We start from the raw sequence: 25,153 nt of genomic DNA, 5'->3' as shown, positions 1-25,153 counted from the left end.
CGCAAGGCCGGGCGATGAAGCCAGTGAAAATTCATGGTTTTGTAACCTCCCCACCGCAAAACCGTAAACCGCCAGCGCCAGTCTGAAACTCCCGCATCCTAACTGGGAGACAGGCAATGGCTCGTGACTTCGACGGTACGTACCAACCCAACGCCAAGGCTCGCAAGCAGCAGGAAAAGGATCAGCGCCGCATGGAGTATCGCCGCGCGATCGAAAGCTACTGCGACCAGCGTCAATTGCTCCGTGACTTGGCCGACTACCCTGAGCTACAAGCGCTCACGGTGTGGCAGGCGTCGGCAGCGACTTCCCCGAAAAACGCTCCACAATTGCGCTGATAAGCACGCGTTCGCTGCGGATGAACGCTAAAAATGCCAGGGCCACCGGTGACTGCCGCTTGGCCTTGGCCTGTACCACGCACCAGCTTCGGTACAGCGGCAGTTCCTCCACCGGCAATTCTTTCAGCACTCCCGTGGCCAGCTCCATGTTCAACGCATGGCGGGTCAGCAGGGCGATGCCCAAGCCTGCAATCACACACTCGCGCTGGGCATCGGCCGAGGCCACTTCGAGGGTCTGGGTGAAGTGCACGCGCTTGTCCTTGAAGTACTCCTCGCACGCCTTGCGGGTGCCCGAGCCTTGTTCGCGGACCAGCAGGGTATGAGGCTCAAGGTCTTGCAGGCGCAGGTGCTCGAGCTTGCACAGCGGATGGTCCGGCGGGGCCACGGCGACGATCGGGTTGTTCAGGAACGGCAGGAATTCCAGGCCCATGTCCTGCGGCACCATGGACATGATGATCAGGTCGTCACGGTTGTCCGAAAGGCGCCGGATCGCCTGGGCGCGGTTGACCACCGTGAGCGTCAGGTTGACCTCCGGGTGTCGTTGCTTGAAGGCGGCGAACAGGTGTGGCACGAAGTACTTGGCACTGGACTCGATCGCCAGCTTCAGCTGCCCTTGCAGTGAGCCCTGCATGTCCGACAGTTGCATGTCGAGGCTCTCTAGCCGGCCGAAGATGTCGCGGCTGGCGCGCTGCAGCGCTTCGGCTGCTTCGGTCAGGTAGAGCTTCTTGCCGACGTACTCGAACAGCGGCTGGCCGATCAGTTCTTCAAGTTGCCGGATCTGTAGACTAACGGCGGGTTGCGTGAGCGCCATCTCCTCGGCCGCGCGGCTGTACGAGCGCAGATCGCACACTTCGTTGAAGATCTGTAACTGACGTAAAGTCATACGCATCAGGGACTTACGCATTTTTATCCAGGCTCCGGCAAAACCTTGTTACGGCACTATAAGCTTTTGCTAATACTGCCCCTAACAAATATTGATTTTTGTTTATCGACCTACAGCGCTAGGGTGAATGTGCGACTGGCCAGCAACGTCTGGTCACGCGCCGACCGGTAGAACCGGCTCGACTGTTCCTACGGCTTTGGGAAGACTCCAGTGATAAAAAAAATCCTGATCGCCAACCGAGGTGAAATCGCAGTTCGGATCGTGCGTGCCTGCGCCGAGATGGGCATTCGCTCGGTAGCGATCTATTCCGACGCCGACCGTCATGCGCTGCACGTGAAGCGCGCTGACGAGGCCCACAGCATCGGTGCCGAGCCGCTGGCCGGGTACCTGAACCCGCGCAAGCTGGTGAACCTCGCTGTCGAAACCGGTTGTGATGCCCTGCACCCGGGTTACGGTTTCCTGTCGGAAAACGCTGAACTGGCAGAGATCTGCGCCGAGCGCGGGATCAAGTTCATCGGCCCGGCTGCCGACGTCATTCGCCGCATGGGCGACAAGACCGAAGCGCGCCGCACCATGATCAAGGCCGGCGTCCCGGTCACACCGGGCACCGAAGGTAACGTTGCCGATATCCATGAAGCCCTGAGCGAAGGTGACCGCATCGGTTACCCGGTGATGCTCAAGGCCACCTCCGGCGGTGGCGGCCGCGGTATTCGCCGTTGCAACAGCCGTGAAGAGCTGGAGCAGAACTTCCCCCGGGTGATTTCCGAGGCCACCAAGGCCTTCGGTTCGGCGGAAGTGTTCCTGGAAAAGTGCATCGTCAACCCCAAGCACATCGAGGCGCAGATCCTCGGTGACAGCTTTGGCAACGTGGTGCACCTGTTCGAGCGCGACTGCTCGATCCAGCGCCGCAACCAGAAGCTCATCGAGATCGCCCCAAGCCCGCAGCTCACCCCCGAGCAGCGCGCCTACATCGGCGACCTGGCGGTGCGTGCAGCCAAGGCTGTGAATTACGAAAACGCCGGTACCGTGGAGTTCTTGCTCGCCGATGGCGAGGTGTACTTCATGGAAATGAACACCCGGGTGCAGGTGGAGCACACCATCACCGAGGAAATCACCGGCATCGACATCGTGCGTGAGCAGATCCGCATCGCGTCTGGCCTGCCGCTGTCGGTCAAGCAGGAAGACATCCAGCACCGCGGCTACGCGCTGCAGTTCCGGATCAACGCCGAAGACCCGAAAAACAACTTCCTGCCCAGCTTTGGCAAGATCACCCGTTACTACGCACCCGGCGGCCCAGGCGTGCGCACCGACACGGCCATCTACACCGGCTACACCATTCCGCCGTTCTACGACTCCATGTGCCTGAAACTGGTGGTCTGGGCATTGACCTGGGAGGAAGCCATGGACCGCGGCCTGCGGGCCCTGGACGACATGCGCGTGCAAGGGGTGAAAACCACTGCGGCGTATTACCAGGAAATCCTGCGCAACCCGGAATTCCGTAGCGGCCAGTTCAACACCAGCTTCGTCGAAAGCCACCCTGAACTGACCAACTACTCGATCAAGCGCAAACCCGAAGAGCTGGCCCTGGCCATCGCCGCCGCCATCGCCGCCCACGCAGGCCTGTGAGGAACCTAATAATGTCCAAGAAAATCCACGTAACCGACACGATCCTGCGCGACGCCCACCAGTCCCTGCTGGCCACCCGCATGCGTACCGAAGACATGCTGCCGATCTGCGAAAAGCTCGACAAAGTCGGCTACTGGTCGCTGGAAGTCTGGGGCGGTGCCACCTTCGACGCCTGTGTGCGCTTCCTCAAGGAAGACCCGTGGGAGCGCCTGCGTAAGCTGCGCGCCGCGCTGCCCAACACCCGCCTGCAAATGCTGCTGCGCGGCCAGAACCTGCTGGGCTACCGCCACTACAGCGATGACGTGGTCAAAGCCTTTGTCGCCAAGGCTGCCGTCAACGGCATCGATGTGTTCCGCATCTTCGACGCCATGAACGATGTGCGTAACCTGCGCGTGGCCATCGAAGCGGTCAAGGCCGCCGGCAAGCACGCCCAGGGCACCATCGCCTACACCACCAGCCCGGTGCACACCATCGAAGCCTTCGTGAACCAGGCCAAGCAGATGGAAGCCATGGGTTGCGACTCGGTGGCGATCAAGGACATGGCCGGCCTGCTGACCCCGTTTGCCACGGGCGAGCTGGTCAAGGCACTGAAGGCCGAGCAGTCGCTGCCGGTGTTCATCCACTCCCATGACACCGCTGGCCTGGCTGCCATGTGCCAGCTCAAGGCTGTGGAAAACGGTGCCGACCACATCGACACCGCGATCTCCAGCTTCGCCTGGGGTACCAGCCACCCGGGCACGGAGTCGATGGTCGCTGCGCTCAAGGGCAGCGAGTTCGACACCGGCCTGGACCTGGAGCTGCTGCAGGAAATCGGCCTGTACTTCTACGCCGTGCGCAAGAAGTACCACCAGTTCGAAAGCGAGTTCACCGCGGTGGACACCCGCGTGCAGGTCAACCAGGTGCCGGGCGGCATGATTTCCAACCTGGCCAACCAGCTCAAGGAGCAGGGCGCCCTCAACCGCATGAACGAAGTGCTGGCGGAAATCCCGCGGGTGCGTGAAGACCTCGGCTTCCCACCGCTGGTGACCCCGACTTCGCAGATCGTCGGTACCCAGGCGTTCTTCAACGTGCTGGCCGGCGAGCGCTACAAGACCATCACCAACGAGGTGAAGCTGTACCTGCAAGGCGGTTACGGCAAGGCGCCGGGCGTGGTCAACGAGCAACTGCGCCGCCAGGCCATTGGCAGCGAAGAAGTGATCGACGTGCGCCCGGCCGACCTGCTCAAGCCAGAAATGACCAAGCTGCGTAACGACATCGGCGCCCTGGCTCGCTGCGAAGAAGACGTGCTGACCTTCGCCATGTTCCCGGACATCGGCCGTAAGTTCCTCGAAGAGCGTGAAGCCGGCACCCTGACCCCCGAAGCCCTGTTGCCGATCCCGGAAGCTGGCGCCATTGCCGCACCTGGCGGCGAGGGCGTGCCGACCGAGTTCGTTATCGACGTGCACGGCGAAACCTACCGTGTGGACATCACCGGTGTGGGCGTCAAGGCAGAGGGCAAGCGTCACTTCTACCTGTCGATCGACGGCATGCCAGAAGAAGTGGTGTTCGAGCCGCTCAACGAGTTCGTCGGCGGCGGCGGCAGCAAGCGCAAGCAGGCCACCGACCCCGGCCATGTCAGCACCACCATGCCTGGGAACATCGTCGATGTACTGGTCAAGGAAGGCGACATGGTCAAGGCCGGCCAGGCCGTGCTGATCACCGAAGCCATGAAGATGGAGACCGAAGTACAGGCTGCGATCGCCGGCAAAGTCGTGGCCATCCACGTGGCCAAGGGCGACCGCGTGACCCCGGGCGAGATCCTGATCGAGATCGAAGGTTGATAGAAACCTTTATCTGAAAAGCGGTTTACCTCTGGGGAGCGGATGCTCCCCTTTTTTATGCATTAAATTGCATATTTTTAGCGATGCATGGCGAAGATATGCAATTTAATGCATATCTGTACGATGCCGGCTTTCAGTGCTGATAGCCCTTGCCAAAATGCCGCTCCAGCTTGGCCTGCACCAGTTCAAGCAAAATCGACAGCACCCAGTAGATCACCGCTGCGGTCGTCAGCATCTCCAGGTAGCGGTAGCTGGAACGGCCATAGGACTGGGCCAGGAACATCACTTCCCATACGCCCATCACCGAAATCAGCGACGAGTCCTTGAGCATCGAAATGAACTGGTTGGCGCTTGGCGGGATGATGGTGCGCATGGCCTGGGGCAGGGTGATGTGCCAGAAGATCTGTGCAGGGCCGAGGCCTAGCGCCATCGCCGCCTGGCGCTGCCCGGGGGCTACGCCAAGAATGCCGGCTCGGAAGATCTCGCTGAGGTAGGCGCCATAGTTCAGCGACAGGGCGATGATGCCGGCACTGATGGCCCCAGGCACCACACCGAGCTGCGGCAAGCCCAGGTAGATCAGCAGGATCTGGATCAGCAGCGGTGTGCCACGGAAAAACGACGTGTAGAAGCTGGCGATGCCCAGCAGCACTGCGCTGCTCGACAGGCGTGCCAGCGCTGCAGCGAAGCCCAGTGCCACGGAAACGACGATGGAGCACACGCACAGGAACAGGGTCAGCGCCGCGCCCTGCAGGAAGCCGTTCGGCCCCAGCTTGAACCCCGCCAGATACGGGAATTTCTCGACAATGATCGAAAACTTGAGGTCAAAGCTCAGGAAAAACGCGGCAAACAGCACAAACAGCCCAACCCAGGTCAGGTATAGGCGTGTGCGGAATCCGAACAGTCCAGCGCCCGAGGCTTTCGCAGTCGGGCGAGGGGCAGGTTGATGAGCACTCATTTACTGATATCGGCGCCGATCCATTTCTGGGACAACTTGGCCAAGGTACCGTCGGCCTTGAGCTCGGCGAAGACTTGGCGCAGCTTGGCATCCCATTCCGGGTCGCCTTTTTCGATAGCCACCGAGTTGGGCTCTTCATAAAGCGGCGCGCCGGCCAGTTTGAAGCGTTTGTCCTGGTCGAGGCGGGGCTGGGCAGTGACCAGGTTGGTCAGGATCGCGTCCAGGCGCACGCCGGCACCCAGGCCCAGGTCTTGGAAGGCGACGTTGTCGGTGTCGTAGGGTGCGATTTGCACCATTTCGAAGGGGTAATTGATTTTTTTGTCTTCGTTACCTTCGATGACCAGGTTCTTGTTCAGGTAGCTCTCGTAGCTGGATGCGCTGGTCAAGCCGACCTTACGGCCATCCAGGTCCTTGGCTGAATGAATGCGATCATCCTTGGCGTTGACCACAATCACGGCGGGCGAGGCGTAGTACTCGACCGGGAAATCAAACACCTCGGCGCGTGCCTTGCTTGGCGTCATGGAGCACACACAAAGGTCGTAGCGGCCACTCCAGCGGCCCGCGGCAATCACATCCCAGGACGGCGTTTCCAGGCGCAGCTTGACGCCCAGTTTTTCGGCGACGGCCTTGGCTACATCCACGTCAAAACCATCGAGCTGGTTCTGCGCGTTCAGGAACGAGAACGGCGGATAGCTTTCCATCAGCACGTTGACCATTTCCTTGCGCGATTCCACTCGGTCCAATGTGGCGCCTGCGAAGGCTTGAGTGGTGGCACACAGGGCGATGAGGCCGGTGCCGAGCAAGGTAAGCAAGCGCATGGAAGTACCTGAAAAAGTTGTTGGACAATCGGTGCTGGGTATTTAATAGTTATAACAAGTTACACACTAATGAATTTTATTCATAAACATATAAGTGATAGTCATATGGGCGAACGATCGCTGGTAATTCTGGATGGCGGTATGGGGCGAGAGCTGCAGCGTCGTGGTGCGCCGTTTCGGCAGCCCGAGTGGTCAGCGCTGGCCTTGAGCGAAGCACCTGAAGCGGTGCTAGCGGTACATGCGGCGTATATCGAGGCCGGGGCTCAGGTCATCACCAGCAACAGCTATGCGGTAGTGCCCTTCCATATTGGTGAAGAGCGGTTCGCCGAGGAAGGGCGCACATTGGCTGCAACGGCGGGGCAATTGGCCCGTGCTGCAGCCGATGCGGCTGCCGCGCCGGTACGCGTTGCCGGTTCGCTGCCGCCGTTGTTCGGCTCTTATCGCCCGGACCTGTATCAGCCCGAGCGCGTCGCCGAAGTGCTGACCCCCCTGCTGGCCGGCCTGTCGCCCTACGTGGACCTGTGGCTGGCAGAAACCCAGAGCTCGATCGAGGAAGTGCGGGCCATCGGCGCGCAATTGCCACAGGACGGCAGGCCGTTCTGGGTTTCGTTCACGCTGCAGGACGAAGGTGACATCGACGTGCCGCGGCTGCGTTCCGGACAAACGGTCGCCGACGCGGCCGAAGCGATTGCCGGGCTGGGTGTCAGTACGCTGTTGTTCAACTGCAGCCAGCCTGAGGTGATTGGCGCGGCGCTGGACGTGGCGCGCGAGACCTTCGAGCGCCTGGGCGTGGACATCGCCATCGGCGCCTACGCCAATGCCTTCCCGCCACAGCCCAAGGACGCCACCGCCAACGATGGCCTCGATGAGCTGCGTGAAGACCTTGACCCACCGGGCTACCTGAGCTGGGCCAGCAACTGGCGGCAACGCGGCGCGAGCCTGCTCGGCGGTTGCTGTGGGATTGGCCCGGAGCACATTTCGGCGCTCAAGGCCAACCTGGCCTGATCACCCGTTGCGGCAGGCTTCCAGCGTCCTGGCTTGCCCCTCAGGGCGCTGGTTGTCGGCACTCAGCCAGCGCTCGAACCCTGCCGCCACCTGTGGCCATTCATCATCGGTAATCGAGTACCACGCGGTGTCGCGGTTGTGGTCCTTGACCACCAGGTGCTTGCGGAAAACCCCTTCGTAGACAAAGCCAAACCGTTCTGCCGCGCGCTTGGAGCGGGCATTGGCGTTGTTGCACTTCCACTCGAGCCTGCGGTTGCCCAGCTCGAACGCCCGCTTGCCCAGCAGGTACACCGCTTCGGTGCCCTTGGGCGTGCGCTGCATGGCGGCGCCGAAGGCGATGTGGCCGATCTCGATGCGGCCATGGTCGGGCACGATCGACATCAGGCTGAGAATGCCCTGGGCCTGGCCGGTGGGGCGGTCGATGACGGTAAAGAACAATGGGTCTGGGCTGGCGGCATTGCCGTGCAGCCAGCGGTCGAAGGCGCCGCGTTCCGGGAATGGCCCATAGGGCAGGTAATCCCACAGAACCGGGTCTGCATCCGGGCCCTGCAGTACGTCCCAGAGGTCGTCGCCGTGGCGCGCCGGGTCGAGTTTTTCCAGGCGGATAAAGCGGCCCTCGAGGGGCGCTGCCGTGGGCGCGGTGGCGGGTTTCCAGTTCAGTGCGTCAGTCATGTCGTGCCTACAGCCCTTTGCGGAATTGAATGAAGCCCGGCCGCTCGGCGACCTGTTGGTACAGGCTGATGGCGGTGGCGTTGGTCTCGTGGGTCAGCCAGTGCACTTTGGCGCAGTTGGCAGCCTTGGCGGTAGCGTAGACATGCTCGATCAGTTGGCGGCCGATGCCCAGGCCACGCTGCGTGTTATCTACATAAAGGTCCTGCAGGTAGCATGAATTTTCGATGCTCCAGTTGGAGCGATGATAGATCCAGTTGACCATTCCTACGGCCTTGCCATCGACCCAGGCCAGGGCCGAATGGGTGGGCTCGTTGGGGTCGAGCAGGCGCTGCCAGGTGTTGGCGCTGATTGCTTCGGCCAACTCGGTTTCGTAGAAGCGTAAGTAGGCCTGCCACAGGGCAAGCCAAGCTGCATGGTCGTTGGCGCTGACGGGGCGCAGAGTGACGCTGGGCATGGGCTTTTCCTTCAGAGTTGGCGCATGTGCGCCGCCAGTTGGTTGTCAGGGTAGTCGGCACTGCTACTCAGGCCTTCGCGCACGCCTGCGATGTCCTCGGCCGAACGGTTTTGGCTGAGCTTGCGGGCGCCTTGCAGGCGGGCGATCGGCAGGCGTATGCCGACAATCGCGCGCAGCATGCCGTCGATGTAGTCGCTGGGGGCGTCGGAGACCTTCCAGGGTTCACTGCGGCCCTGCTCGTGACGGTCGGTCAGGCGGCTGACGATCTGCAGCAGGGGCGCGGCTTCGTGGATCACTTCAACCGGGCCGTAGGCGTGCACCGCCAGGTAGTTCCAGGTCGGTACCACCTTGGGGTTCTCGGCCTTGCTGGGGTAGTAGCTTGGGCTTACATAAGCGTCAGCGCCGGGGAACACCAGCAGCGCTTCAGTGCCTTGCTCCAGGTCTTTCCACTGAGCGTTGGCCCGCGCCAGGTGCGCGTAGACCGTGCCGAACTCGCCTTGCTCGGGGTCGATCAACACCGGCAGGTGGGTGGCCAGCAGCCCGTGTTCGCCGTGGCTGATAAGCACGGCAAGGCGAGTATCGGCCATGTGCTGGTGCAGGCGATCGAGGTCGTGTTCCTGGTGGGGCTTGCTGTTGTACATGGTGGGTTCCTTGTTGAATGGCTCCATCCTAGGCAGGCTATTGGTTCTGTGTAAGATCCATTTATGACTGATTTGACAGGTCCAATACGGTGAACAAGCGCCCCCTCATCTTGCCCTTCGACCCCGCTGGCATCGTGCTGGACCGCCAGCGAGGGCTTAGCCAGCAGCTTTACCAGGCCTTGCGTGCACGGGTGCTGGATGGGCGCTTGAGCAGCGGTACGCGGTTACCGGCCAGCCGTGACCTGGCAGCCATCCTCGCGCTGTCGCGCAACAGTGTGGTGCGTGCCTACGACCAGTTGTATGCCGAAGGGTATATCGAGAGCCGGGTGGGGGACGGCACCTATGTCACCCAGCTCGATAAACTATCCACACAACTGTCCACAGGGTTATCCCTAGGGTTATCAACAGGTTTATCCACATTTTCCTCAGAAAAGACTGAGGATTTATCCAGCTGTGAGCGCACCAGCGAGCCTTTGGAGCGTCTGAAAAGTAACCATTTGCCGCCTCCCAGAAGTGGCGCGCCGCGCGCATTCCGGGTAGGGATTCCGGCCTTCGATCTGTTCCCGTTTGACGTCTGGGCCAAGCTGCAAGCGGGTTTCTGGCGTAACCCGGACCCTGCGCAGCTGGGCTACGGTGAACCGGCAGGCGAGCTGCAGCTGCGTGAGCTGATTGCCACCTATTTACGTCGTTCGCGGGGCTTATCGTGCACGGCTGAACAAATTGTGATCACCAGTGGTGCACAGCAGGCCATCAGCCTTTGTGCACAGTTGCTGTTGCAGCCTGGCGACGGGGTGGCTGTGGAAAACCCGGGCTACCGGGCCGCCGGGCATACCTTCGCCGTGGCGGGTGGCAGGGTGATGGGCGTGCCAGTGGATGACGAGGGTATGGATTGCCAGCGGCTGATGCAGCTGGCGGACTGCCGCCTGGCCTATGTGACGCCAGCCCACCAGTACCCGACCGGGGTGACCATGAGCCTGGCACGGCGCCTGGCATTGCTGGCCTGGGCCGAGCGCAGCGATGGCTGGATCATCGAAGACGATTACGACGGCGAGTACCGCTACAGCGGTGCGCCATTGGCACCGCTGGCGGCATTGGACCGGCAGGGGCGGGTGCTGTACATCGGCACGTTCGGCAAGATTGCCTTCCCCGCGTTACGCCTGGGCTACCTGGTGCTGCCTGGGCGCCTGGTGCAGGCCTTCAGCCAGGGGCGGGCGTTGGCCATGCGGCATTCGGAGGTCAGTAGCCAGTGCGTGATGGCCGAGTTCATGGCCCAGGGGCATTTTCAGCGGCACATCCGGCGTATGCGCCGGGCGGCGTTGAGCCGTCGCAACGTGCTCAAGGCGGGCTGGCCTGTGGATGTTCCAGGCTTGGGCGCCATGCCGGAAGTGGCGGCGGGGCTGCACGTGAAGGTGGATGTGGATAACTTTGCGCGGGAGCAAGCGTTGGTCGCCAAGGCCGAAGCGGTTGGCGTTGAGGTGAATCCGCTGAGTAGTTACTGGTTGGATGACAGCGAGGTGCCTGTGGATAAGCGGGCTGGGCTGGTGCTGGGGTTTGCGGCCGTGCCGGAAGGCGACATCGCCAATGCACTGATGCGATTGCGCAGTGCCTGGCGAAAGTGAACGGGGCCGCTGTGCGGCCCAATCGCTACTCATTGCACCACGCCTTACCCCGGTAGGAGCAGCCTTGTGCTGCGAAGAGGCCGATAAAGGCAGCGAAGATGCTGCTGGGTTTACTGGCCTCTTCGCAGCGCAAGGTTGCTCCTACAGCGATGTGGGCTGTGGCCTACATACCATCTAGGTGCCGGACTTGATGCGCGTCCAGGCCCTGGTGCGCGCGCGCTCGGCATCGCGTGGCAGCGGCTTGAGGGTGTACAGCTTGGCCATTGCTTCCGCCGTCGGGTAAAGGTTGGGGTTATTGCGAATCGCCGGGTTCACCTTCTCGGTGGCGTCCTTGTTCGGGTTCGGATAGCCGACAAAATCACTGATCGGCGCAATCACCTCCGGGCGCAGCAGGTAGTTGATGAAGGTGTGGGCGTCTTCGGCGTTGGCGGCGTTTTTTGGAATCGCCAGCATGTCGAACCAGATCGGCGCTCCTTCCTTGGGCAGGCGCATGTCGACCACCACGCCATTCTTCGCATCGCGGGCCCGGTTGGCGGCCTGGGAGAAGCTGCCGCTGTAGCCCACCGCCACGCAGATGTCGCCGTTGGCGATGTCGGCCATGTACTTGGAGGAATGGAAATACGTGACGTGCGGGCGAATCTTCAGCAGCAGCTCCTCGGCCTTCTTGTAGTCGGCAGGCTTGTCGCTGTTGGGCGGCAAGCCCAGGTACTGCAGGGCCAGTGGCAAGATCTCCGAGGGCGAATCGAGCAAGGCAACGCCGCACTGCTTGAGCTTGGCGATGTTCTCTTCCTTGAAGATCAGGTCCCAGCTGTCCACAGGCGCGTTCTCACCCAGCGCAGCCTTGACCTTGGCCGGGTTGAAGCCGATCAGCACGGTGCCGTACATGTAGGGCACGGCAAACTTGTTGCCGGGGTCGTTGGCCTCGATCAGCTTCATCAGTGCCGGGTCCAGGTGTTGCCAGTTCGGCAGCTTGCTGCGGTCCAGTGGCTGGAATACGCCAGCCTCGATCTGCTTGGCAAGGAACACGTTGGACGGCACCACCACGTCATACCCGGAGTTGCCGGTCAGCAGCTTGGCTTCCAGTGCCTCGTTGGTGTCGAAAATGTCGTAGATCAGCTTTACGCCGCTGTCTTTCTGGAAGTCGACCAAGGTCTGCGGGGTGATGTAGTCGAACCAGTTGTAGACCCGCAGGGTTCGCTGTTCGGCCTGGGCCTGCAGGGCGCCGGTGAACAGGGTGGCAGCGATGATCGGGGCGAGCAGACGCTTGAGTCGGGCCATTATCGGGCTCCTGGCTGGGCGCGCTGGAAACCTTCCAGCACATTGACCGCGTTGATGCCGATTTCTTCCACAGCGTAGCCGCCTTCCATCACGAACAGGGTCGGCTTGCCGAGCTGGGCGATGCGTTTGCCCATTTCCAGGTAGTCAGGGCTGTCCAGCTTGAACTGGGAGATCGGGTCGTCTTTGAAGGTGTCCACCCCGAGCGAGATCACCAGCACATCGGCGTCGTAGGCAGCGATGCGCTGGCACGCGTCTTCCAGCGCTGCGCTCCAGGCGGCCCAGTCACTGCCGGCCGGCAACGGGTAGTTGATGTTGCAGCCTTCACCTGCGCCTTCGCCCGTTTCGTCGGCATAGCCGAGGAAGAACGGGAATTCGTCCTGCGGGTCGCCGTGGATCGAGGCGAAGAACACATCGCTGCGGCTGTAGAAGATGTCTTGGGTGCCGTTGCCGTGGTGATAGTCGACGTCGAGGATGGCGACCTTGGCGCGGCCTTGGTCCAGGAACGCCTGGGCAGCGATGGCAGCGTTGTTCAGGTAGCAGTAACCGCCCATCACTTCGCCGGCGGCATGGTGCCCCGGTGGGCGGCACAGGGCGAACGCCGAATGAGCGCCTTGCTGGATGGCGGCCTGGGCCGTGAGCGCGACCTGGGCGGCGCTGTAGGCGGCTTGCCAGGTACCGGCGGTAATCGGCGCGCCGGCGTCGAAGCTGTAGTAGCCAAGCTCGCCATGCAGGCCGGTGGGTTTGACCTGGCGCAGGGTGCGGGCTGGCCAGGTGAAAGGCAGCAGGTCGCCTTCGTGGCCCAACGCGGCCCAGCGCGCCCAGGCGCCTTCAAAGAAGTCCAGGTAGTCGGCACTGTGGACGCGCAGCAGCGGCGCGCGGCCGAAGTCGTCCGGCGCCTTCACGTCGCCCAGCTGGCGCTTGTTCACTTGATCGAGCACATGATCGGCGCGCGAAGGCATTTCGAAGCAGGGCATCAGCTTGCCGTCGATCAGCTCGCAGCGGCCGTGGTGCAGGCGGTGGTCATCGGAATAGATCGTCAGCATTGTTGTTCTCCGGTTGGACTGGCGTGGGCCCATTTTCAGGGGCAGCCCGGTAGCGGAGAACGACGCAAACGGCCAAAAGGGGATCGATGTGGCCAAGGTCGCTGGCCGGGTTTAATGTGCTGGCCTCTTCGCGGGCAAGCCCAGGTCAACCGCGAAAGTGGCTGGGCGCCACGCCACTCCAGCGCTGGAATGCATGGCGGAAGCTGGCCGTTTCGCTGAACCCTAAGGTTTCGGCAATCCGGTAGATCGGCATCTGTTCATCGGCCAACAACTGCTTGGCCCGCTCGAAACGCAGCTCATCGAGCAGCTGTTGATAACTGCTGCCCAGCGCCTGCAGGTGCCGACGCAGGGTCCGCGATGAGCAGTTCATCTGCCGCGCCAAACCCTCAAGCCCGGGCGCTGCGTCCAGTTGTTGGGCCAGCAGCTGGCGTATCTTGCCCAGCCAGGCCTGACGCCCTGTGAACTCGAGGTTCAGGCGTCGGCAGCGCTCGCTCATGGCTTTGTGGGTGATGGGGTCGGCCAACGGTAGCGGCGTATCCAGCCAGCGCCGCTCGAAGGCAAACGCGTTGTCCTCGGCCGCGAAGCCGATCGGGCATTGGAAGGCACGGGTATAAAGGCTGTGGTAGCCCGGCCGGGCATGCTCGAAGCGGCTGCCGAGCAGTGGCAGGGGCCGACCCAGCAAGTCGTCGCAGATGACTTTCAGCGAGACCAGGCAGAACTCTGCATTGAAAGCGGTCAGCGCCGGGCTGTCGCGGTAATCGCTGGCGCTGAGCCAGACACGCTGGCCGTCGTCGATCAGGCGCAGTTGGAAGACTGTTCCCAGCAGTGCCGGAAAGCGCAGCGCCAGGCGCAAGGCGTCACCCAAAGTGGCACTGGAGAGCAGGGCGTAACCGAGCATGCCATAGCACGACACGTGCATGCGCTGGCCCAGCTCCAGGCCGATGTCTTCGCGCCGGGCGACGGCATTGGCACACACCTGCAGCTCTTGCTGGGTGGTGATGCGCGCGTCTGCATGCCCCAGGTCCGCCGGGCCGATGCCGCTGCCGGCGAGCAAGGCCGAAGCCTCGCAACCCTCTGCCTGAAAGACGTTGAGGATCAGCGAAACCGCGTTGAGGGTGGTCAGGTGGCTATGCAGCATGCTCAGTATCCCGTTGGTTGGGATGCATTATGGAGCAAGTTGTGTGCCGCAAACCTGGGGCAGGGCAACCGCGCTAGATCATGCAGGCAAAAAAAAGGCCCGATGCATGCGCTCGGGCCTTTGAAAGGTTGAGAGGTGTCTAGTCCCTCGACCTGGTGAGACAGTTGAAGCGGTCGGTTACGCCTTCAGCGGAACCAGACGCGGTGCGATCATGTTTTCTGGGCGCAGGATGTCGTTGAGCATCTCTTCGTCCAGCAGCTTCTCTTCGCGCACCAGTTCCAGCACACCGCGGCCTGTTTCCAGGGCAACACGGGCGATACGGGTGGCGTTTTCGTAGCCGATGTAAGGGTTCAGGGCGGTGACCAGGCCGATCGAGTGCTCGACCAGTTCACGGCAGCGCTGTTCGTTGGCAGTGATGCCGACGATGCAGTGCTCGCGCAGCATGTCCATGGCGCGCTGGAGCAGGCGGATCGAGTCGAAGATCTTGTAGGCGATCAGCGGCTCCATCACGTTCAACTGCAGCTGGCCACCTTCGGCGGCGACGGTCAGGGCCAGGTCGTTGCCCATGATGGCGAAGGCCACCTGGTTGACGGCTTCCGGGATAACCGGGTTGACCTTGCCTGGCATGATCGAGCTGCCTGGCTGACGCGCTGGCAGGTTGATCTCGTTGATGCCGGTACGCGGGCCGCTGGACAGCAGGCGCAGGTCGTTGCAGATCTTCGACAGCTTGACCGCGGTACGCTTGAGCATGCCGGAGAACAGCACGAAGGCGCCCATGTCGGAGGTGGCTTCGATCAGGTCGGCAGCCGGTACCAGCGGCTGGCCGCTGATGGTTGCCAGGCGCTGTACGGCGAGCATCTGGTAGCCCGGGTCGGCGTTGATGCCGGTACCGATGGCAGTACCACCCAGGTTGATTTCGGTCAGCAGCTCCGGCGCCAGCGAACGCAGACGGTTGAGGTCTTCGGTCATGGTGGTGGCGAAGGCGCGGAATTCCTGGCCCAGGGTCATCGGCACGGCGTCCTGCAGTTGGGTACGGCCCATCTTCAGTACGTGGTCGAACTCTTTACCTTTGGCGGCGAAGGCCTGGATCAGGCTGTCGAGGCTGGCGAGCAGGGCGTCATGACCCAGCAGCAGACCCAGACGGATCGCAGTCGGGTAGGCGTCGTTGGTCGACTGCGCCATGTTCACGTCGTTGTTCGGGTGCAGGTACTGGTACTCACCCTTCTGGTGGCCCATGGCCTCCAGCGCGATGTTGGCGATGACTTCGTTGGCGTTCATGTTGGTAGAAGTACCAGCACCGCCTTGAATCATGTCCACCACGAACTGCTCGTGGTAGTCGCCTTTGATCAGCCGGCCGCAGGCGGCGCTGATGGCGGCGTGCTTGGCATCGCTCAGGTGCCCCAGCTCTCGGTTGGCGTCAGCAGCAGCCTGCTTGACCATCGCCAGGCCCACTACCAGTTTCGGGTAGTGCGACAGCGGAACACCGGAGAGGTGGAAGTTGTTGGCAGCGCGCAGGGTCTGGATGCCGTAGTAGGCATCAGCAGGAACTTCAAGGGTACCCAGCAGATCTTTTTCGACGCGGAACGATGCAGCGGCAGACATGATGTATATCATCTCGAATTTGACCCGGCACATGCCGGAATGGCGCTAATCCTAGGCCCGAAGAGGATTTTGCGGCCAATGCTGTTGCACGCTAACCTATGCACAAACGGCATAGTGTTTCATGTGACGCCAATTGACATTCGAGCGTGTTCCATTTTGGTGCACGCCGGGAGATGTGCTTCGTGAACCTGGAAAGCAAATGGCTGGAAGACTTCAGCGCCCTGGCTGCCACGCGCAGTTTTTCGCAGGCGGCAGAGCGGCGTTTCGTCACTCAACCGGCCTTCAGTCGACGTATTCGCAGCCTCGAAGCAGCCTTGGGCCTGCAGCTGGTGAATCGTTCCCGCACGCCGATTGAACTGACCGAGGCCGGGCAGCTGTTTTTGGTCACGGCGCGCACCGTTGTCGACCAGTTGAGCGAAATTCTGCGCCATTTGCACCACCTCGAAGGTGGCCAGGGCGAGGTTATCCAAGTGGCGGCGGCACACTCCCTGGCGTCGGGGTTTTTCCCACGCTGGGTGGCCCAGTTACGCAACGACGGGTTGAACATCGCCACCCGTCTGGTGGCGACCAACGTGGGTGATGCGGTGCATGCCCTGCGCGAAGGCGGTTGCGACCTGATGCTGGCCTTCTATGACCCCGATGCCGCGCTGCAGATGGATGCCGAGATCTTCCCATCGCTGCACATGGGCACCACCGAAATGTTGCCGGTGTGTGCCGTGGATGCCGACGGCCAGCCCTTGTTCGACCTGGAAGGCGAGGGCAGCGTGCCACTCTTGGCCTACACCGCCGGTGCCTTCCTCGGCCGTTCGGTGAACCTGCTGCTGCGCCAGCGCAACCTGCGCTACACCACTGTTTATGAAACCGCCATGGCCGACAGCCTCAAGAGCATGGCGCTTGAGGGCATGGGCATTGCCTGGGTGCCACGCCTGTCGATGCGCGGCGAGCTGGAGCGAGGCGAACTGGCCATCTGCGGTGGCAGCCAATGGCACGTGCCCCTGGAAATCCGCCTGTACCGCTGCGCCCTGGTGCGCAAGGCCAACGTGCGCTTGTTGTGGCGCAAGCTGGAGGGGGCGGCGGCGGTTGACCCAAAAGTCAGCCAAAGCCCCGAAAAATAAGGCCGACAGTTGGTCGCCGGGGGTGCCAGCATCGCCCAGGGTTACGGTATACTGCGCGGCCTTTAGACCGGATAGCTCCGGTCCTGATCAGCAAACAAGCCACGCCGGTCGTCCCGCGTGGCTTGTTGTTTTTTGACGCGCCCAAGGGCGCACAAGCGAAGAGGCTCGACGATGAGTGCACTGGTTGGCGTGATCATGGGCTCCAAGTCCGATTGGTCCACCCTTAGCCACACCGCCGATATGCTGGAAAAACTCGGCATTCCCTACGAAGTGAAGGTGGTTTCCGCCCACCGCACCCCGGATCTGCTGTTCCAGTATGCCGAAGAGGCCGAAGGCCGTGGCATCGAGGTGATCATCGCCGGTGCCGGTGGCGCAGCCCACCTGCCAGGCATGTGCGCCGCCAAGACCCACCTGCCGGTGCTGGGCGTGCCGGTGCAGTCGTCGATGCTGTCGGGTGTCGATTCGCTGCTATCGATCGTGCAGATGCCGGCGGGCGTTCCGGTTGCAACCCTGGCCATCGGCCGGGCGGGCGCGATCAACGCTGCCTTGTTGTCGGCGAGCATCCTGGGCGCCAAGTACCCGCAGTACCACGCGGCGCTCAAGCAGTTCCGCACGGAACAGACCGACACCGTGCTGGACAATCCAGACCCGCGCCAGGCTTGAGGCTGACCCCATGAAGATCGGTGTAATCGGTGGTGGCCAGCTCGGCCGCATGCTGGCCCTGGCGGGTACTCCGCTGGGCATGAACTTCGCGTTCCTCGACCCGGCTGCAGATGCCTGCGCCGCCCCTCTGGGCGAGCACCTGCGCGCCGACTACGGTGACCAGGACCATCTGCGCCAGCTGGCCGACGAAGTCGACCTGGTGACCTTCGAGTTCGAAAGCGTCCCGGCCGAGACCGTGGCCTTCCTCTCGCAGTTCGTCCCGGTCTACCCAAGCGCCGAAGCGCTGCGTATTGCCCGCGACCGCCTGTTCGAGAAGAGCATGTTCCGCGACCTGGGTATTCCGACCCCGGCCTTTGCCGACATTCTCTCCCAGGCAGACCTGGATGCCGCGGTCGCCAGCATCGGCCTGCCAGCCGTGCTCAAGACCCGCACCCTGGGCTACGACGGCAAGGGCCAGAAGGTCCTGCGCAGTGCTGAAGACGTCGTCGATACTTTCGCCGAGCTGGGCAGCGTGCCGTGCCTGCTGGAAGGCTTCGTGCCGTTCACCGGCGAAGTCTCGCTGGTGGCCGTCCGTGCCCGCGATGGCGAAACCCGCTTCTATCCGCTGGTGCACAACACCCACGAGAGCGGCATCCTGCGCTTGTCGGTGGCCAGCGAAGCGCACCCGCTGCAAGGCCTGGCCGAAGACTACGTTGGCCGTGTGCTGAAGCAGCTGGACTATGTCGGCGTGATGGCGTTCGAGTTCTTCGAAGTCGACGGTGGCCTCAAGGCCAACGAAATCGCCCCGCGTGTGCACAACTCCGGGCACTGGACCATCGAAGGCGCCGAGTGCAGCCAATTCGAGAACCACCTGCGCGCCGTTGCCGGCCTGCCGCTGGGCTCGACCGCCAAGGTCGGTGAGAGCGCCATGCTCAACTTCATCGGCGAAGTACCCGCGGTGGATAAAGTGGTCGCCATCGAAGACTGCCACCTGCACCACTATGGCAAGGCCTTCAAGGTCGGGCGCAAGGTTGGCCATGCCACCCTGCGTTGCCAGGACATGGCCACCCTCGAGCGCAAGATTGCCGAAGTAGAGGCGCTGATCAGCAACTGATCGGGCTGCAAATCGAACTTCTGCAAGCGGCTTGCCCTCTGAACATGGCAACAAGCCAAAGCCCGTCTAGGCTTTGGCTTGTTCCATCTTCACTGCAGAGGGATTGCCATGGGCATCATTGGAACCATCTTCATCGGCCTCATCGTTGGCCTGCTGGCCCGCTTCATCAAGCCGGGCGACGACAGCATGGGCTGGATCATGACCATCCTGCTGGGTATTGCCGGCTCCTTGCTCGCCACCTACGGCGGCCAGGCACTGGGGATTTATCAGGCGGGGCAGGCCGCAGGGTTCTTCGGCGCGCTGGTCGGTGCCGTCGTCCTTCTGGTGATCTACGGATTAATCAAGAAACGCTGAATACCGTTTAGAATGCTCGGCAATTCATCCGAGTTGCCGAGCATTTTCATGCGTGCCTTATTTCTCATCCCCTTGCTTCTGGCCAGCACCCTGGCCCGTGCCGAGCTGCCCGAAACCGATTGGCTGGAGCTGATGCCCAAGTCGGACCAGAAGGCCCTTGAGCAGATGCCTGAAATCGACCACAACTCGCCGGAGGCCATGGGCACCTTCACCGACAAGGGCGGCCTCAAGCAGAGCAAAGGGTTGCCGGCGGTGATGTACTCGACCAAGACCGTGGCCGCCATGAACGGCAAGCAAATTCGCCTGGGCGGTTACCCGGTGCCGCTTGAGAGCGATGCCAAGGGCAACAGCACGCTGTTTTTCCTGGTGCCGTACCCGGGTGCCTGCATCCACGTGCCGCCACCGCCACCGAACCAGTTGGTGCTGGTGCGTTATCCGAAGGGGCTGAAAATCGACGACATCTACACGCCGCTGTGGGTTAGCGGGGCGTTGAAGGTGGAGAAGGTCAGCAACGACCTGGCGGATGCGGCCTATGCGCTGGATGCGCAGAAGGTGAGGGTGGTGGAGGACGCCGACCTCTGATTGCCTGCACCGGCCTCTTCGCGGGTAAACCCGCTCCCACAGGTACTTCACCCATTTCGAATGCGGTGCAGTACCTGTGGGAGCGGGTTTACCCGCGAAGAGGCCCGCAAAACCACTGCAAAGCTCAGATCATTTCACAACCAATCTGCACGCCCAGCGAATGGCTCGCGCCAGGCTTCAATTCCACCACGTCATCCCACACATTCGCCGTCTCGATGCACAGCATCCGCTGCCAGCCATCATCCGCCATGTCCGGCAGCTCCCGCGCCCGCTCGGTCCACGGGTTCCAGATCACCGCCGAGCGTGACCCGCTGCTGGTCAGGGTAATCCGCCGGGCCCAGTGCGGGTCGACAATGCTCAGGGTTTGCGGGGTAGCCAGGTAGATCCGGTCAGTCTCCCCGGCAAATGCCAGCGCACCTTGCTGCTGGCGTTGCTCCCAGTCGGCCAAGGTCTCGATGTAGCTCAACCCGTCCACACCCTCGACCCGCGCCTGGCGCACGTCGCTGACGGCAAAGTAGCTGTGCAGGGCCTGGCTGATGGTCACACTCTCGCTGCCGAGGTTATAGCTGGTCAGCGTCACGTTCAGCTGTTCGCCCAGCTCGATCAGCAGCTTCAGCTCGACCTCATGCGGCCAGTCGGGCAAGTCACCTTGAGCCGCAGGCAGCTCGAATTCGATCTGAATCGTGTCGCCGACCTGCTCGGCCCCGTTCAACTGCCAGTCACGACCCCGCACCAGCCCATGCGCGGGGCTTGTTCGCCCTTGTACATATTTTGTACAGACGCGGGGTTGCGCTGCAGATTGCCAAACCACGGCCAGCACACCGGTACCCCGGCGCGCACGGATTTGCCCTGGCGGAAAATGGCCTGGTCGCTCAGCCACAGCAGCGGCGGTTCGCCCACGCGCTGGTAGCTGAGGATCTGCGCGCCCTGCTGGGCGATCAGTAGTTCGGCATGCTCGCTGGTGATGCGCCAGCAATTGAGTTCGCCGTGTTGCTCGGTGTCGACCTTGAAAGTAGCCATTGCACTCGTCTCATTGATTGCCCTGTGGGCCTTGGACCCGGGCACGTGCAATGAGTTTACCGCCGGCGTGGCTCAGCGACGAGGCACAGAGCGGGTGCGGCCACTGCCGTCGATGGCGACGAAGACGAATACCGCTTCGGTCACCTTGCGCCATTCGCTGGACAGCGGGTCGTCGCTCCACACTTCGACCATCATCTGGATCGAGCTGCGGCCGATTTCCAGGGTCTGGGTATAGAACGACAGCTGGGCGCCCACGGCGACCGGGACCAGGAAGGCCATGCGATCGATGGCCACCGTGGCCACACGGCCACCCGCGACACGGCTGGCCATGGCAGTGCCGGCCAAATCCATCTGGGCGACCAGCCAGCCGCCAAAGATGTCACCAAAGCCATTGGTCTCACGAGGGAGTGCGGTGATTTGCAAGGCCAGGTCGCCTTGCGGGATTGGATCTTCTTGTTCGAGCTCAATCATGCGATGGGGCCTCTGACCCGTGACGCTTTCGTTGGTGTGGCGCAAAGGCCGGGTAAACGATTCAGCTGGAAACATACTACGCCGATTTCGTTTCACTGGGCGGCCGTAGGGAAACTCTGCGAAACCGCCTGACATGCAGACCGGCGTTTTCGCACAACATCCCACGCTAGGAGCAACCTTTTCCTACGAACGGCCAGTATATAGAGCATAACGGCCAGCGACGACCGCACATTCATGAATATCTGTATGGTTTTTGTATCGCTTTCGGCGCGCCTCGGCAATTTGCTATCTTCGCTCGTCTACCAATCCAGAAGTCGCGCGCCAAGCGGCCTGCATGACCTACAAGAGAAAGATCGATGACCTCCGTGCCGAGCAGTATCGAGCAGCCTTCACGGCCGCTGACCCGCAGCGACTACAAGACCCTTTCACTGTCCGCCCTGGGCGGTGCACTGGAGTTCTACGACTTCATCATCTTCGTGTTCTTCGCCACGGTGGTCGGCAAGCTGTTCTTCCCTGCCGACATGCCGGAATGGCTGCGCTTGATGCAGACTTTCGGCATCTTCGCCGCCGGCTACCTGGCGCGGCCACTGGGCGGCATCGTCATGGCGCACTTCGGTGACCTGCTCGGGCGCAAGAAGATGTTCACCCTGAGCATCTTCATGATGGCGCTGCCGACCCTGATCATGGGCCTGCTGCCGACCTACGCGCAGATTGGCCTGTGGGCACCGGTTCTGCTGCTGCTGATGCGCGTGATTCAGGGCGCGGCGATTGGTGGCGAAGTGCCGGGCGCCTGGGTGTTCGTCTCTGAGCACGTACCAGCGCGCAATACCGGCTACGCCTGCGGCACGCTGACCGCCGGCCTGACCTCGGGCATTTTGCTCGGCTCGCTGGTCGCGACCCTGATCAACAGCATTTACACCCCAGTTGAAGTTGCCGATTACGCCTGGCGTATACCGTTCTTGCTGGGGGGTGTGTTCGGCCTGTTCTCGGTGTACCTGCGCCGCTGGCTGCACGAAACCCCGGTCTTTGCCGAGATGCAGCAGCGCAAGGCCTTGGCCGAAGAGCTGCCGCTGCGTGCCGTGCTGCGTGATCACCGTGGCGCGATCATCTTGTCGATGCTGCTGACCTGGCTGCTGTCGGCTGGCATCGTGGTGGTGATCCTGATGACCCCGGCGCTGCTGCAGAGCTTCTACCAAATCAGCCCGACCGACTCGCTCAAGGCCAACAGCCTGGCCATCGTGCTGCTCAGCCTCGGCTGTATCGGTGCCGGCAGCCTGGCCGACCGCATCGGCGCTGGGCGTGTGTTCATCGTCGGCAGCCTGCTCTTGCTGGCCAGCTCCTGGACCTTCTACCACAGCCTGCCGACCCGCCCCGACCTGCTGTTCCCGCTGTATGCGCTGACCGGCCTGTGCGTCGGTATCGTCGGCGCCGTGCCCTATGTGATGGTCAAGGCCTTCCCACCGGTGGTGCGTTTCAGCGGCTTGTCGTTCTCTTACAACGTCGCCTACGCCATCTTCGGCGGGCTGACGCCGATGGTGGTGACCGCGCTGTTGAAGGTCAGCCCAATGGCGCCGGCCTATTATGTGGCGGGGCTGTGTGCTGTCGGGCTGGCCGTAGGCGTTTATCTGTTCGCCAATAAGCGCTGACCACGCCCGATAGCGCCGGTGTGTTGCCCTACTGGTGAACAGATAGGGCAACATTCCCTTCCTGTCAGGCGATTTTGCCTACATGTTCATTCGGCTCCCTTAAGCTGCTGTTGGCCCTGTATTCATGTACAGTAAGGCCTTGGCTACTTGATCCTTCATGGAGGTGCCCATGGCCTATTCAGCATTAGCTGTGGCAAACGCCTTCATTGAGCGTGCGCGAAAAGGTGAAATCCGAAATCTCACGCCGATGAAGCTTCAGAAGCTTCTCTTCTACACGCAGTCATGGCATCTGCGTCTGAACGGGGAGAGATCTCCTCTAATCGATGATAATTTTGCCCGCTGGAAGTTTGGCCCGGTCATCCCGTCGCTTTACCATGAGCTCAAATCCTATGGCGCCCAAGAGGTGACATCGCTGATCAAGAATATAAATTTTGATAGCGATGGTGATGCGATCCTCATCACGCCAACCGTTCCAAAGTCAGATCAGGCCACCCACAACCTGATCGATAAAATCATCAGCAAGTACGGCAAGTTGACGGGCACCGAACTCTCCAATCTGACGCATGAGGCGGGGACCGCCTGGGCAGAAGGTGATGCAGACGGCTCGCCGATCACCTGGGGCGAGATGGCTCAAAAAATTCACCCTGAGAGCCGTTTCAGTGGCAAAGAATGATCTCGATCTAGGTGATTTGAACCTTGAGGTTTCCGGCGAAGGTCCGGTTGAAGATGTTCAGCCAGTCAATGACGCGGCTGAAAAGGACGCTGACCGCGAAAAGGTAGAAAACCTCAAGGACCAGAAGGCTGAGCGCCAACTGCGCAAAAAGTATGCAGGCCGCGCGTTTTGGTTTGCGGTCGCCGGTGTTTCGTTTTGGTGTGCGCTTTTAGTCTGGAACGGCTGGGCGACTTACTACACCGGGAAGTCGCCGTTCTCCGACAATCTGCTGATTGCTGTAACAACCGCTACGTCGATTAACTTGTTTGCCGCCTTCCTCGGCGTCATTCGCGGCCTCTTTCCTGCCGGCGGCAAGCGATCAGGCGGCTAGCCCTCCGTCTAAAAGCCTCCTTGCAACATCTTGAAAAGGCCATCCCCGGCACCCGGTGATGGCCTTTCATCCAATTGTCACATTGAAGTCATATCGTATTCATGCGGCCTGCAGATACTTGGGCCCGATCCATCCAACACCCCCAATATTCCTGCTAGGAGCAAGGCATGAAACTGAAGCGTTTGATGGCGGCCCTTACCTTCGCCGCCGCTGGCGTTGCAACCGCCAATGCGGTAGCCGCTGTCGACCCAGCAATCCCGACTTACACCAAGACCACCGGTGTTTCGGGCAACCTCTCCAGCGTCGGTTCGGACACCCTCGCCAACCTGATGACCCTGTGGGCTGAGGCCTACAAGAAGGAATATCCGAACGTAAACATCCAGATCCAGGCCGCCGGCTCTTCCACCGCGCCACCCGCGCTGACCGAAGGCACCGCCAACCTGGGCCCGATGAGCCGCAAGATGAAGGACGTCGAGCTGCAGGCCTTCGAGCAGAAGTACGGCTACAAGCCGACCGCCATCCCGGTCGCCGTTGACGCCCTGGCTGTATTCGTCCACAAGGACAACCCGATCAAGGGCCTGACCATGGCTCAGGTCGATGCGATCTTCTCGTCCACCCGCCTGTGCGGCGCCAAGGCCGATGTCAAAACCTGGGGTGACCTGGGCGTGACCGGCGACCTGGCCAACAAGCCAGTGCAGCTGTTCGGCCGTAACTCGGTATCGGGCACCTACGGCTACTTCAAAGAAGAAGCCCTGTGCAAAGGCGACTTCAAGCCTAACGTCAACGAACAGCCTGGCTCGGCTTCGGTCGTGCAGTCGATCAGCTCCTCGCTGAACGGCATTGGCTACTCGGGCATCGGCTACAAGACCGCTAGCGTCAAGACCGTAGCACTGGCCAAGAAAGAAGGCGGCGAGTTCATCGAAGACAACGAAGAAAACGCCCTGAACGGCAAGTACCCGCTGTCCCGCTTCCTGTACGTCTACGTCAACAAGGCCCCGAACAAGCCTCTGGCCCCGCTGGACGCCGAGTTCATCAAGCTGGTGCTGTCGCAAGCTGGCCAGCAGGTCGTGGTGAAGGATGGCTACATCCCGCTGCCGGCCAAAGTGGTCGACAAGACCCTGGCTGACCTGGGCCTGTCCCACGCTGGTAACGTCGCAAAGAAGTAAGTAATTGAGGAAGCGGCCGGCGCCAAAGCCCGGCCACTTCCACGAATTCTCAGTCCGAAGCCAGAACTCCTGAGCGTCGGGCTTTCTTGCGTCACTGCATTGTCATGTTTT

25 protein-coding genes and 1 pseudogene are annotated in these 25,153 nt (G+C 61.8%); 14 read left to right on the top strand and 12 right to left on the bottom strand.

The window, feature by feature from the left end; translation table 11 throughout:
- The first annotated feature begins 116 nt into the window (after window positions 1-116).
- Entirely contained in the window at window positions 117-335 is a 219-nt protein-coding gene (locus LOY53_RS26470; protein ID WP_081717438.1) for a PA3496 family putative envelope integrity protein, read from the top strand.
- On the opposite strand, the gene LOY53_RS26465 is transcribed toward LOY53_RS26470, so the two are convergent.
- Window positions 277-1,239 carry a LysR family transcriptional regulator gene (locus LOY53_RS26465; RefSeq protein WP_027592103.1) on the bottom strand — a complete coding sequence of 321 codons (963 nt, stop codon included), beginning with the start codon at window positions 1,237-1,239 and terminating at the stop codon, window positions 277-279. The genes LOY53_RS26470 and LOY53_RS26465 overlap by 59 nt on opposite strands.
- A gap of 189 nt (window positions 1,240-1,428) precedes the next feature.
- On the opposite strand from LOY53_RS26465, the gene LOY53_RS26460 reads away from it, so the two are divergent.
- Both LOY53_RS26460 and oadA read left to right on the top strand, forming a co-directional pair.
- Complete coding sequence (locus LOY53_RS26460; RefSeq protein ID WP_099455745.1) at window positions 1,429-2,844, top strand: acetyl-CoA carboxylase biotin carboxylase subunit; 1,416 nt, start codon at window positions 1,429-1,431, stop codon at window positions 2,842-2,844.
- Window positions 2,845-2,855: 11 nt separating this feature from the next.
- Entirely contained in the window at window positions 2,856-4,664 is a 1,809-nt protein-coding gene (gene oadA, locus LOY53_RS26455; protein ID WP_027592105.1) for a sodium-extruding oxaloacetate decarboxylase subunit alpha, read from the top strand.
- Between the two features lie 133 nt (window positions 4,665-4,797).
- On the opposite strand, the gene LOY53_RS26450 is transcribed toward oadA, so the two are convergent.
- Window positions 4,798-5,619, bottom strand: coding sequence for an amino acid ABC transporter permease (locus LOY53_RS26450; protein ID WP_258703448.1), 822 nt, complete (start codon window positions 5,617-5,619; stop codon window positions 4,798-4,800).
- The gene (locus LOY53_RS26445) at window positions 5,616-6,437 is read right to left on the bottom strand and encodes an ABC transporter substrate-binding protein (protein WP_258703447.1); all 822 of its coding nucleotides are present in this window, start codon (window positions 6,435-6,437) and stop codon (window positions 5,616-5,618) included. Before LOY53_RS26445 ends, LOY53_RS26450 begins: the two co-directional genes overlap by 4 nt.
- Before the next feature lie 105 nt (window positions 6,438-6,542).
- Between LOY53_RS26445 and LOY53_RS26440 the strand changes: the two genes are divergently transcribed.
- Entirely contained in the window at window positions 6,543-7,442 is a 900-nt protein-coding gene (locus LOY53_RS26440; protein WP_258703446.1) for a homocysteine S-methyltransferase family protein, read from the top strand.
- Here LOY53_RS26440 and LOY53_RS26435 read toward each other — a convergent pair whose 3' ends face one another.
- The 3 genes from LOY53_RS26435 to LOY53_RS26425 are packed head-to-tail and all read right to left on the bottom strand — an operon-like array spanning window position 7,443 to window position 9,209.
- Entirely contained in the window at window positions 7,443-8,114 is a 672-nt protein-coding gene (locus LOY53_RS26435) for a GNAT family N-acetyltransferase (RefSeq protein WP_252826265.1), read from the bottom strand.
- A 7-nt stretch (window positions 8,115-8,121) separates the two neighbouring features.
- The gene (locus tag LOY53_RS26430; protein WP_238210064.1) at window positions 8,122-8,568 is read right to left on the bottom strand and encodes a GNAT family N-acetyltransferase; all 447 of its coding nucleotides are present in this window, start codon (window positions 8,566-8,568) and stop codon (window positions 8,122-8,124) included.
- A gap of 11 nt (window positions 8,569-8,579) precedes the next feature.
- Window positions 8,580-9,209 carry an FMN-binding negative transcriptional regulator gene (locus LOY53_RS26425; protein ID WP_258703445.1) on the bottom strand — a complete coding sequence of 210 codons (630 nt, stop codon included), beginning with the start codon at window positions 9,207-9,209 and terminating at the stop codon, window positions 8,580-8,582.
- Window positions 9,210-9,298: 89 nt separating this feature from the next.
- On the opposite strand from LOY53_RS26425, the gene LOY53_RS26420 reads away from it, so the two are divergent.
- Window positions 9,299-10,828, top strand: a complete 1,530-nt coding sequence (locus tag LOY53_RS26420) for a PLP-dependent aminotransferase family protein (protein ID WP_258703444.1) — start codon at window positions 9,299-9,301, stop codon at window positions 10,826-10,828.
- 174 nt (window positions 10,829-11,002) lie between these two features.
- Here the strand turns inward: LOY53_RS26420 and LOY53_RS26415 are convergent, their stop codons facing one another.
- The 4 genes from LOY53_RS26415 to aspA form a co-directional block, all read right to left on the bottom strand.
- Window positions 11,003-12,106, bottom strand: coding sequence for an extracellular solute-binding protein (locus LOY53_RS26415; RefSeq protein ID WP_099430820.1), 1,104 nt, complete (start codon window positions 12,104-12,106; stop codon window positions 11,003-11,005).
- Window positions 12,106-13,149, bottom strand: a complete 1,044-nt coding sequence (locus LOY53_RS26410; protein ID WP_252826261.1) for a histone deacetylase family protein — start codon at window positions 13,147-13,149, stop codon at window positions 12,106-12,108. Before LOY53_RS26410 ends, LOY53_RS26415 begins: the two co-directional genes overlap by 1 nt.
- 145 nt (window positions 13,150-13,294) lie before the next feature.
- The gene (locus LOY53_RS26405) at window positions 13,295-14,287 is read right to left on the bottom strand and encodes an AraC family transcriptional regulator (RefSeq protein ID WP_099430818.1); all 993 of its coding nucleotides are present in this window, start codon (window positions 14,285-14,287) and stop codon (window positions 13,295-13,297) included.
- A gap of 177 nt (window positions 14,288-14,464) precedes the next feature.
- Window positions 14,465-15,889 carry an aspartate ammonia-lyase gene (gene aspA, locus LOY53_RS26400; protein WP_027592118.1) on the bottom strand — a complete coding sequence of 475 codons (1,425 nt, stop codon included), beginning with the start codon at window positions 15,887-15,889 and terminating at the stop codon, window positions 14,465-14,467.
- 182 nt (window positions 15,890-16,071) lie between these two features.
- Between aspA and LOY53_RS26395 the strand changes: the two genes are divergently transcribed.
- The 5 genes from LOY53_RS26395 to LOY53_RS26375 all read left to right on the top strand — a co-directional run bounded on the left by LOY53_RS26395 (window position 16,072) and on the right by LOY53_RS26375 (window position 19,696).
- A complete protein-coding gene (locus LOY53_RS26395; RefSeq protein WP_172960396.1) occupies window positions 16,072-17,004 on the top strand; it encodes a LysR substrate-binding domain-containing protein in 933 nt (310 codons plus the stop codon).
- 171 nt (window positions 17,005-17,175) lie between these two features.
- Complete coding sequence (gene purE / locus LOY53_RS26390; RefSeq protein ID WP_016489856.1) at window positions 17,176-17,667, top strand: 5-(carboxyamino)imidazole ribonucleotide mutase; 492 nt, start codon at window positions 17,176-17,178, stop codon at window positions 17,665-17,667.
- Between the two features lie 10 nt (window positions 17,668-17,677).
- Window positions 17,678-18,760 (top strand): 5-(carboxyamino)imidazole ribonucleotide synthase, encoded by a 1,083-nt coding sequence (locus tag LOY53_RS26385; RefSeq protein WP_099430817.1) that lies wholly within the window; start codon window positions 17,678-17,680, stop codon window positions 18,758-18,760.
- A gap of 108 nt (window positions 18,761-18,868) precedes the next feature.
- Window positions 18,869-19,114 (top strand): GlsB/YeaQ/YmgE family stress response membrane protein, encoded by a 246-nt coding sequence (locus LOY53_RS26380; protein WP_027592121.1) that lies wholly within the window; start codon window positions 18,869-18,871, stop codon window positions 19,112-19,114.
- Between the two features lie 12 nt (window positions 19,115-19,126).
- Complete coding sequence (locus tag LOY53_RS26375) at window positions 19,127-19,696, top strand: DUF3299 domain-containing protein (protein WP_085272156.1); 570 nt, start codon at window positions 19,127-19,129, stop codon at window positions 19,694-19,696.
- A 124-nt stretch (window positions 19,697-19,820) separates the two neighbouring features.
- Here the strand turns inward: LOY53_RS26375 and LOY53_RS26370 are convergent.
- Both LOY53_RS26370 and LOY53_RS26365 read right to left on the bottom strand, forming a co-directional pair.
- Window positions 19,821-20,716: pseudogene (locus LOY53_RS26370) on the bottom strand (D-hexose-6-phosphate mutarotase).
- 72 nt (window positions 20,717-20,788) lie between these two features.
- The gene (locus LOY53_RS26365; protein WP_003253317.1) at window positions 20,789-21,187 is read right to left on the bottom strand and encodes an acyl-CoA thioesterase; all 399 of its coding nucleotides are present in this window, start codon (window positions 21,185-21,187) and stop codon (window positions 20,789-20,791) included.
- A 356-nt stretch (window positions 21,188-21,543) separates the two neighbouring features.
- Between LOY53_RS26365 and LOY53_RS26360 the strand changes: the two genes are divergently transcribed.
- From LOY53_RS26360 to LOY53_RS26345, 4 genes are all read left to right on the top strand, one after another.
- Window positions 21,544-22,833: an MFS transporter gene (locus tag LOY53_RS26360; protein ID WP_099455733.1), complete on the top strand. Its 1,290-nt coding sequence runs from the start codon at window positions 21,544-21,546 to the stop codon at window positions 22,831-22,833.
- Window positions 22,834-23,002: 169 nt separating this feature from the next.
- Window positions 23,003-23,506 carry a Panacea domain-containing protein gene (locus LOY53_RS26355; protein ID WP_099430814.1) on the top strand — a complete coding sequence of 168 codons (504 nt, stop codon included), beginning with the start codon at window positions 23,003-23,005 and terminating at the stop codon, window positions 23,504-23,506.
- Entirely contained in the window at window positions 23,493-23,876 is a 384-nt protein-coding gene (locus LOY53_RS26350) for a hypothetical protein (RefSeq protein ID WP_225874404.1), read from the top strand. Before LOY53_RS26355 ends, LOY53_RS26350 begins: the two co-directional genes overlap by 14 nt.
- A 167-nt stretch (window positions 23,877-24,043) precedes the next feature.
- Window positions 24,044-25,042, top strand: a complete 999-nt coding sequence (locus LOY53_RS26345; protein ID WP_027592125.1) for a phosphate ABC transporter substrate-binding protein PstS — start codon at window positions 24,044-24,046, stop codon at window positions 25,040-25,042.
- Window positions 25,043-25,153: the final 111 nt, after the last annotated feature.

Source organism: Pseudomonas sp. B21-031 (assembly GCF_024748985.1).
Taxonomy (GTDB): domain Bacteria; phylum Pseudomonadota; class Gammaproteobacteria; order Pseudomonadales; family Pseudomonadaceae; genus Aquipseudomonas; species Aquipseudomonas kermanshahensis.
Note: the sequence above shows the minus strand (reverse complement) of the source record. Positions and strands in the feature narration are given on the sequence as shown.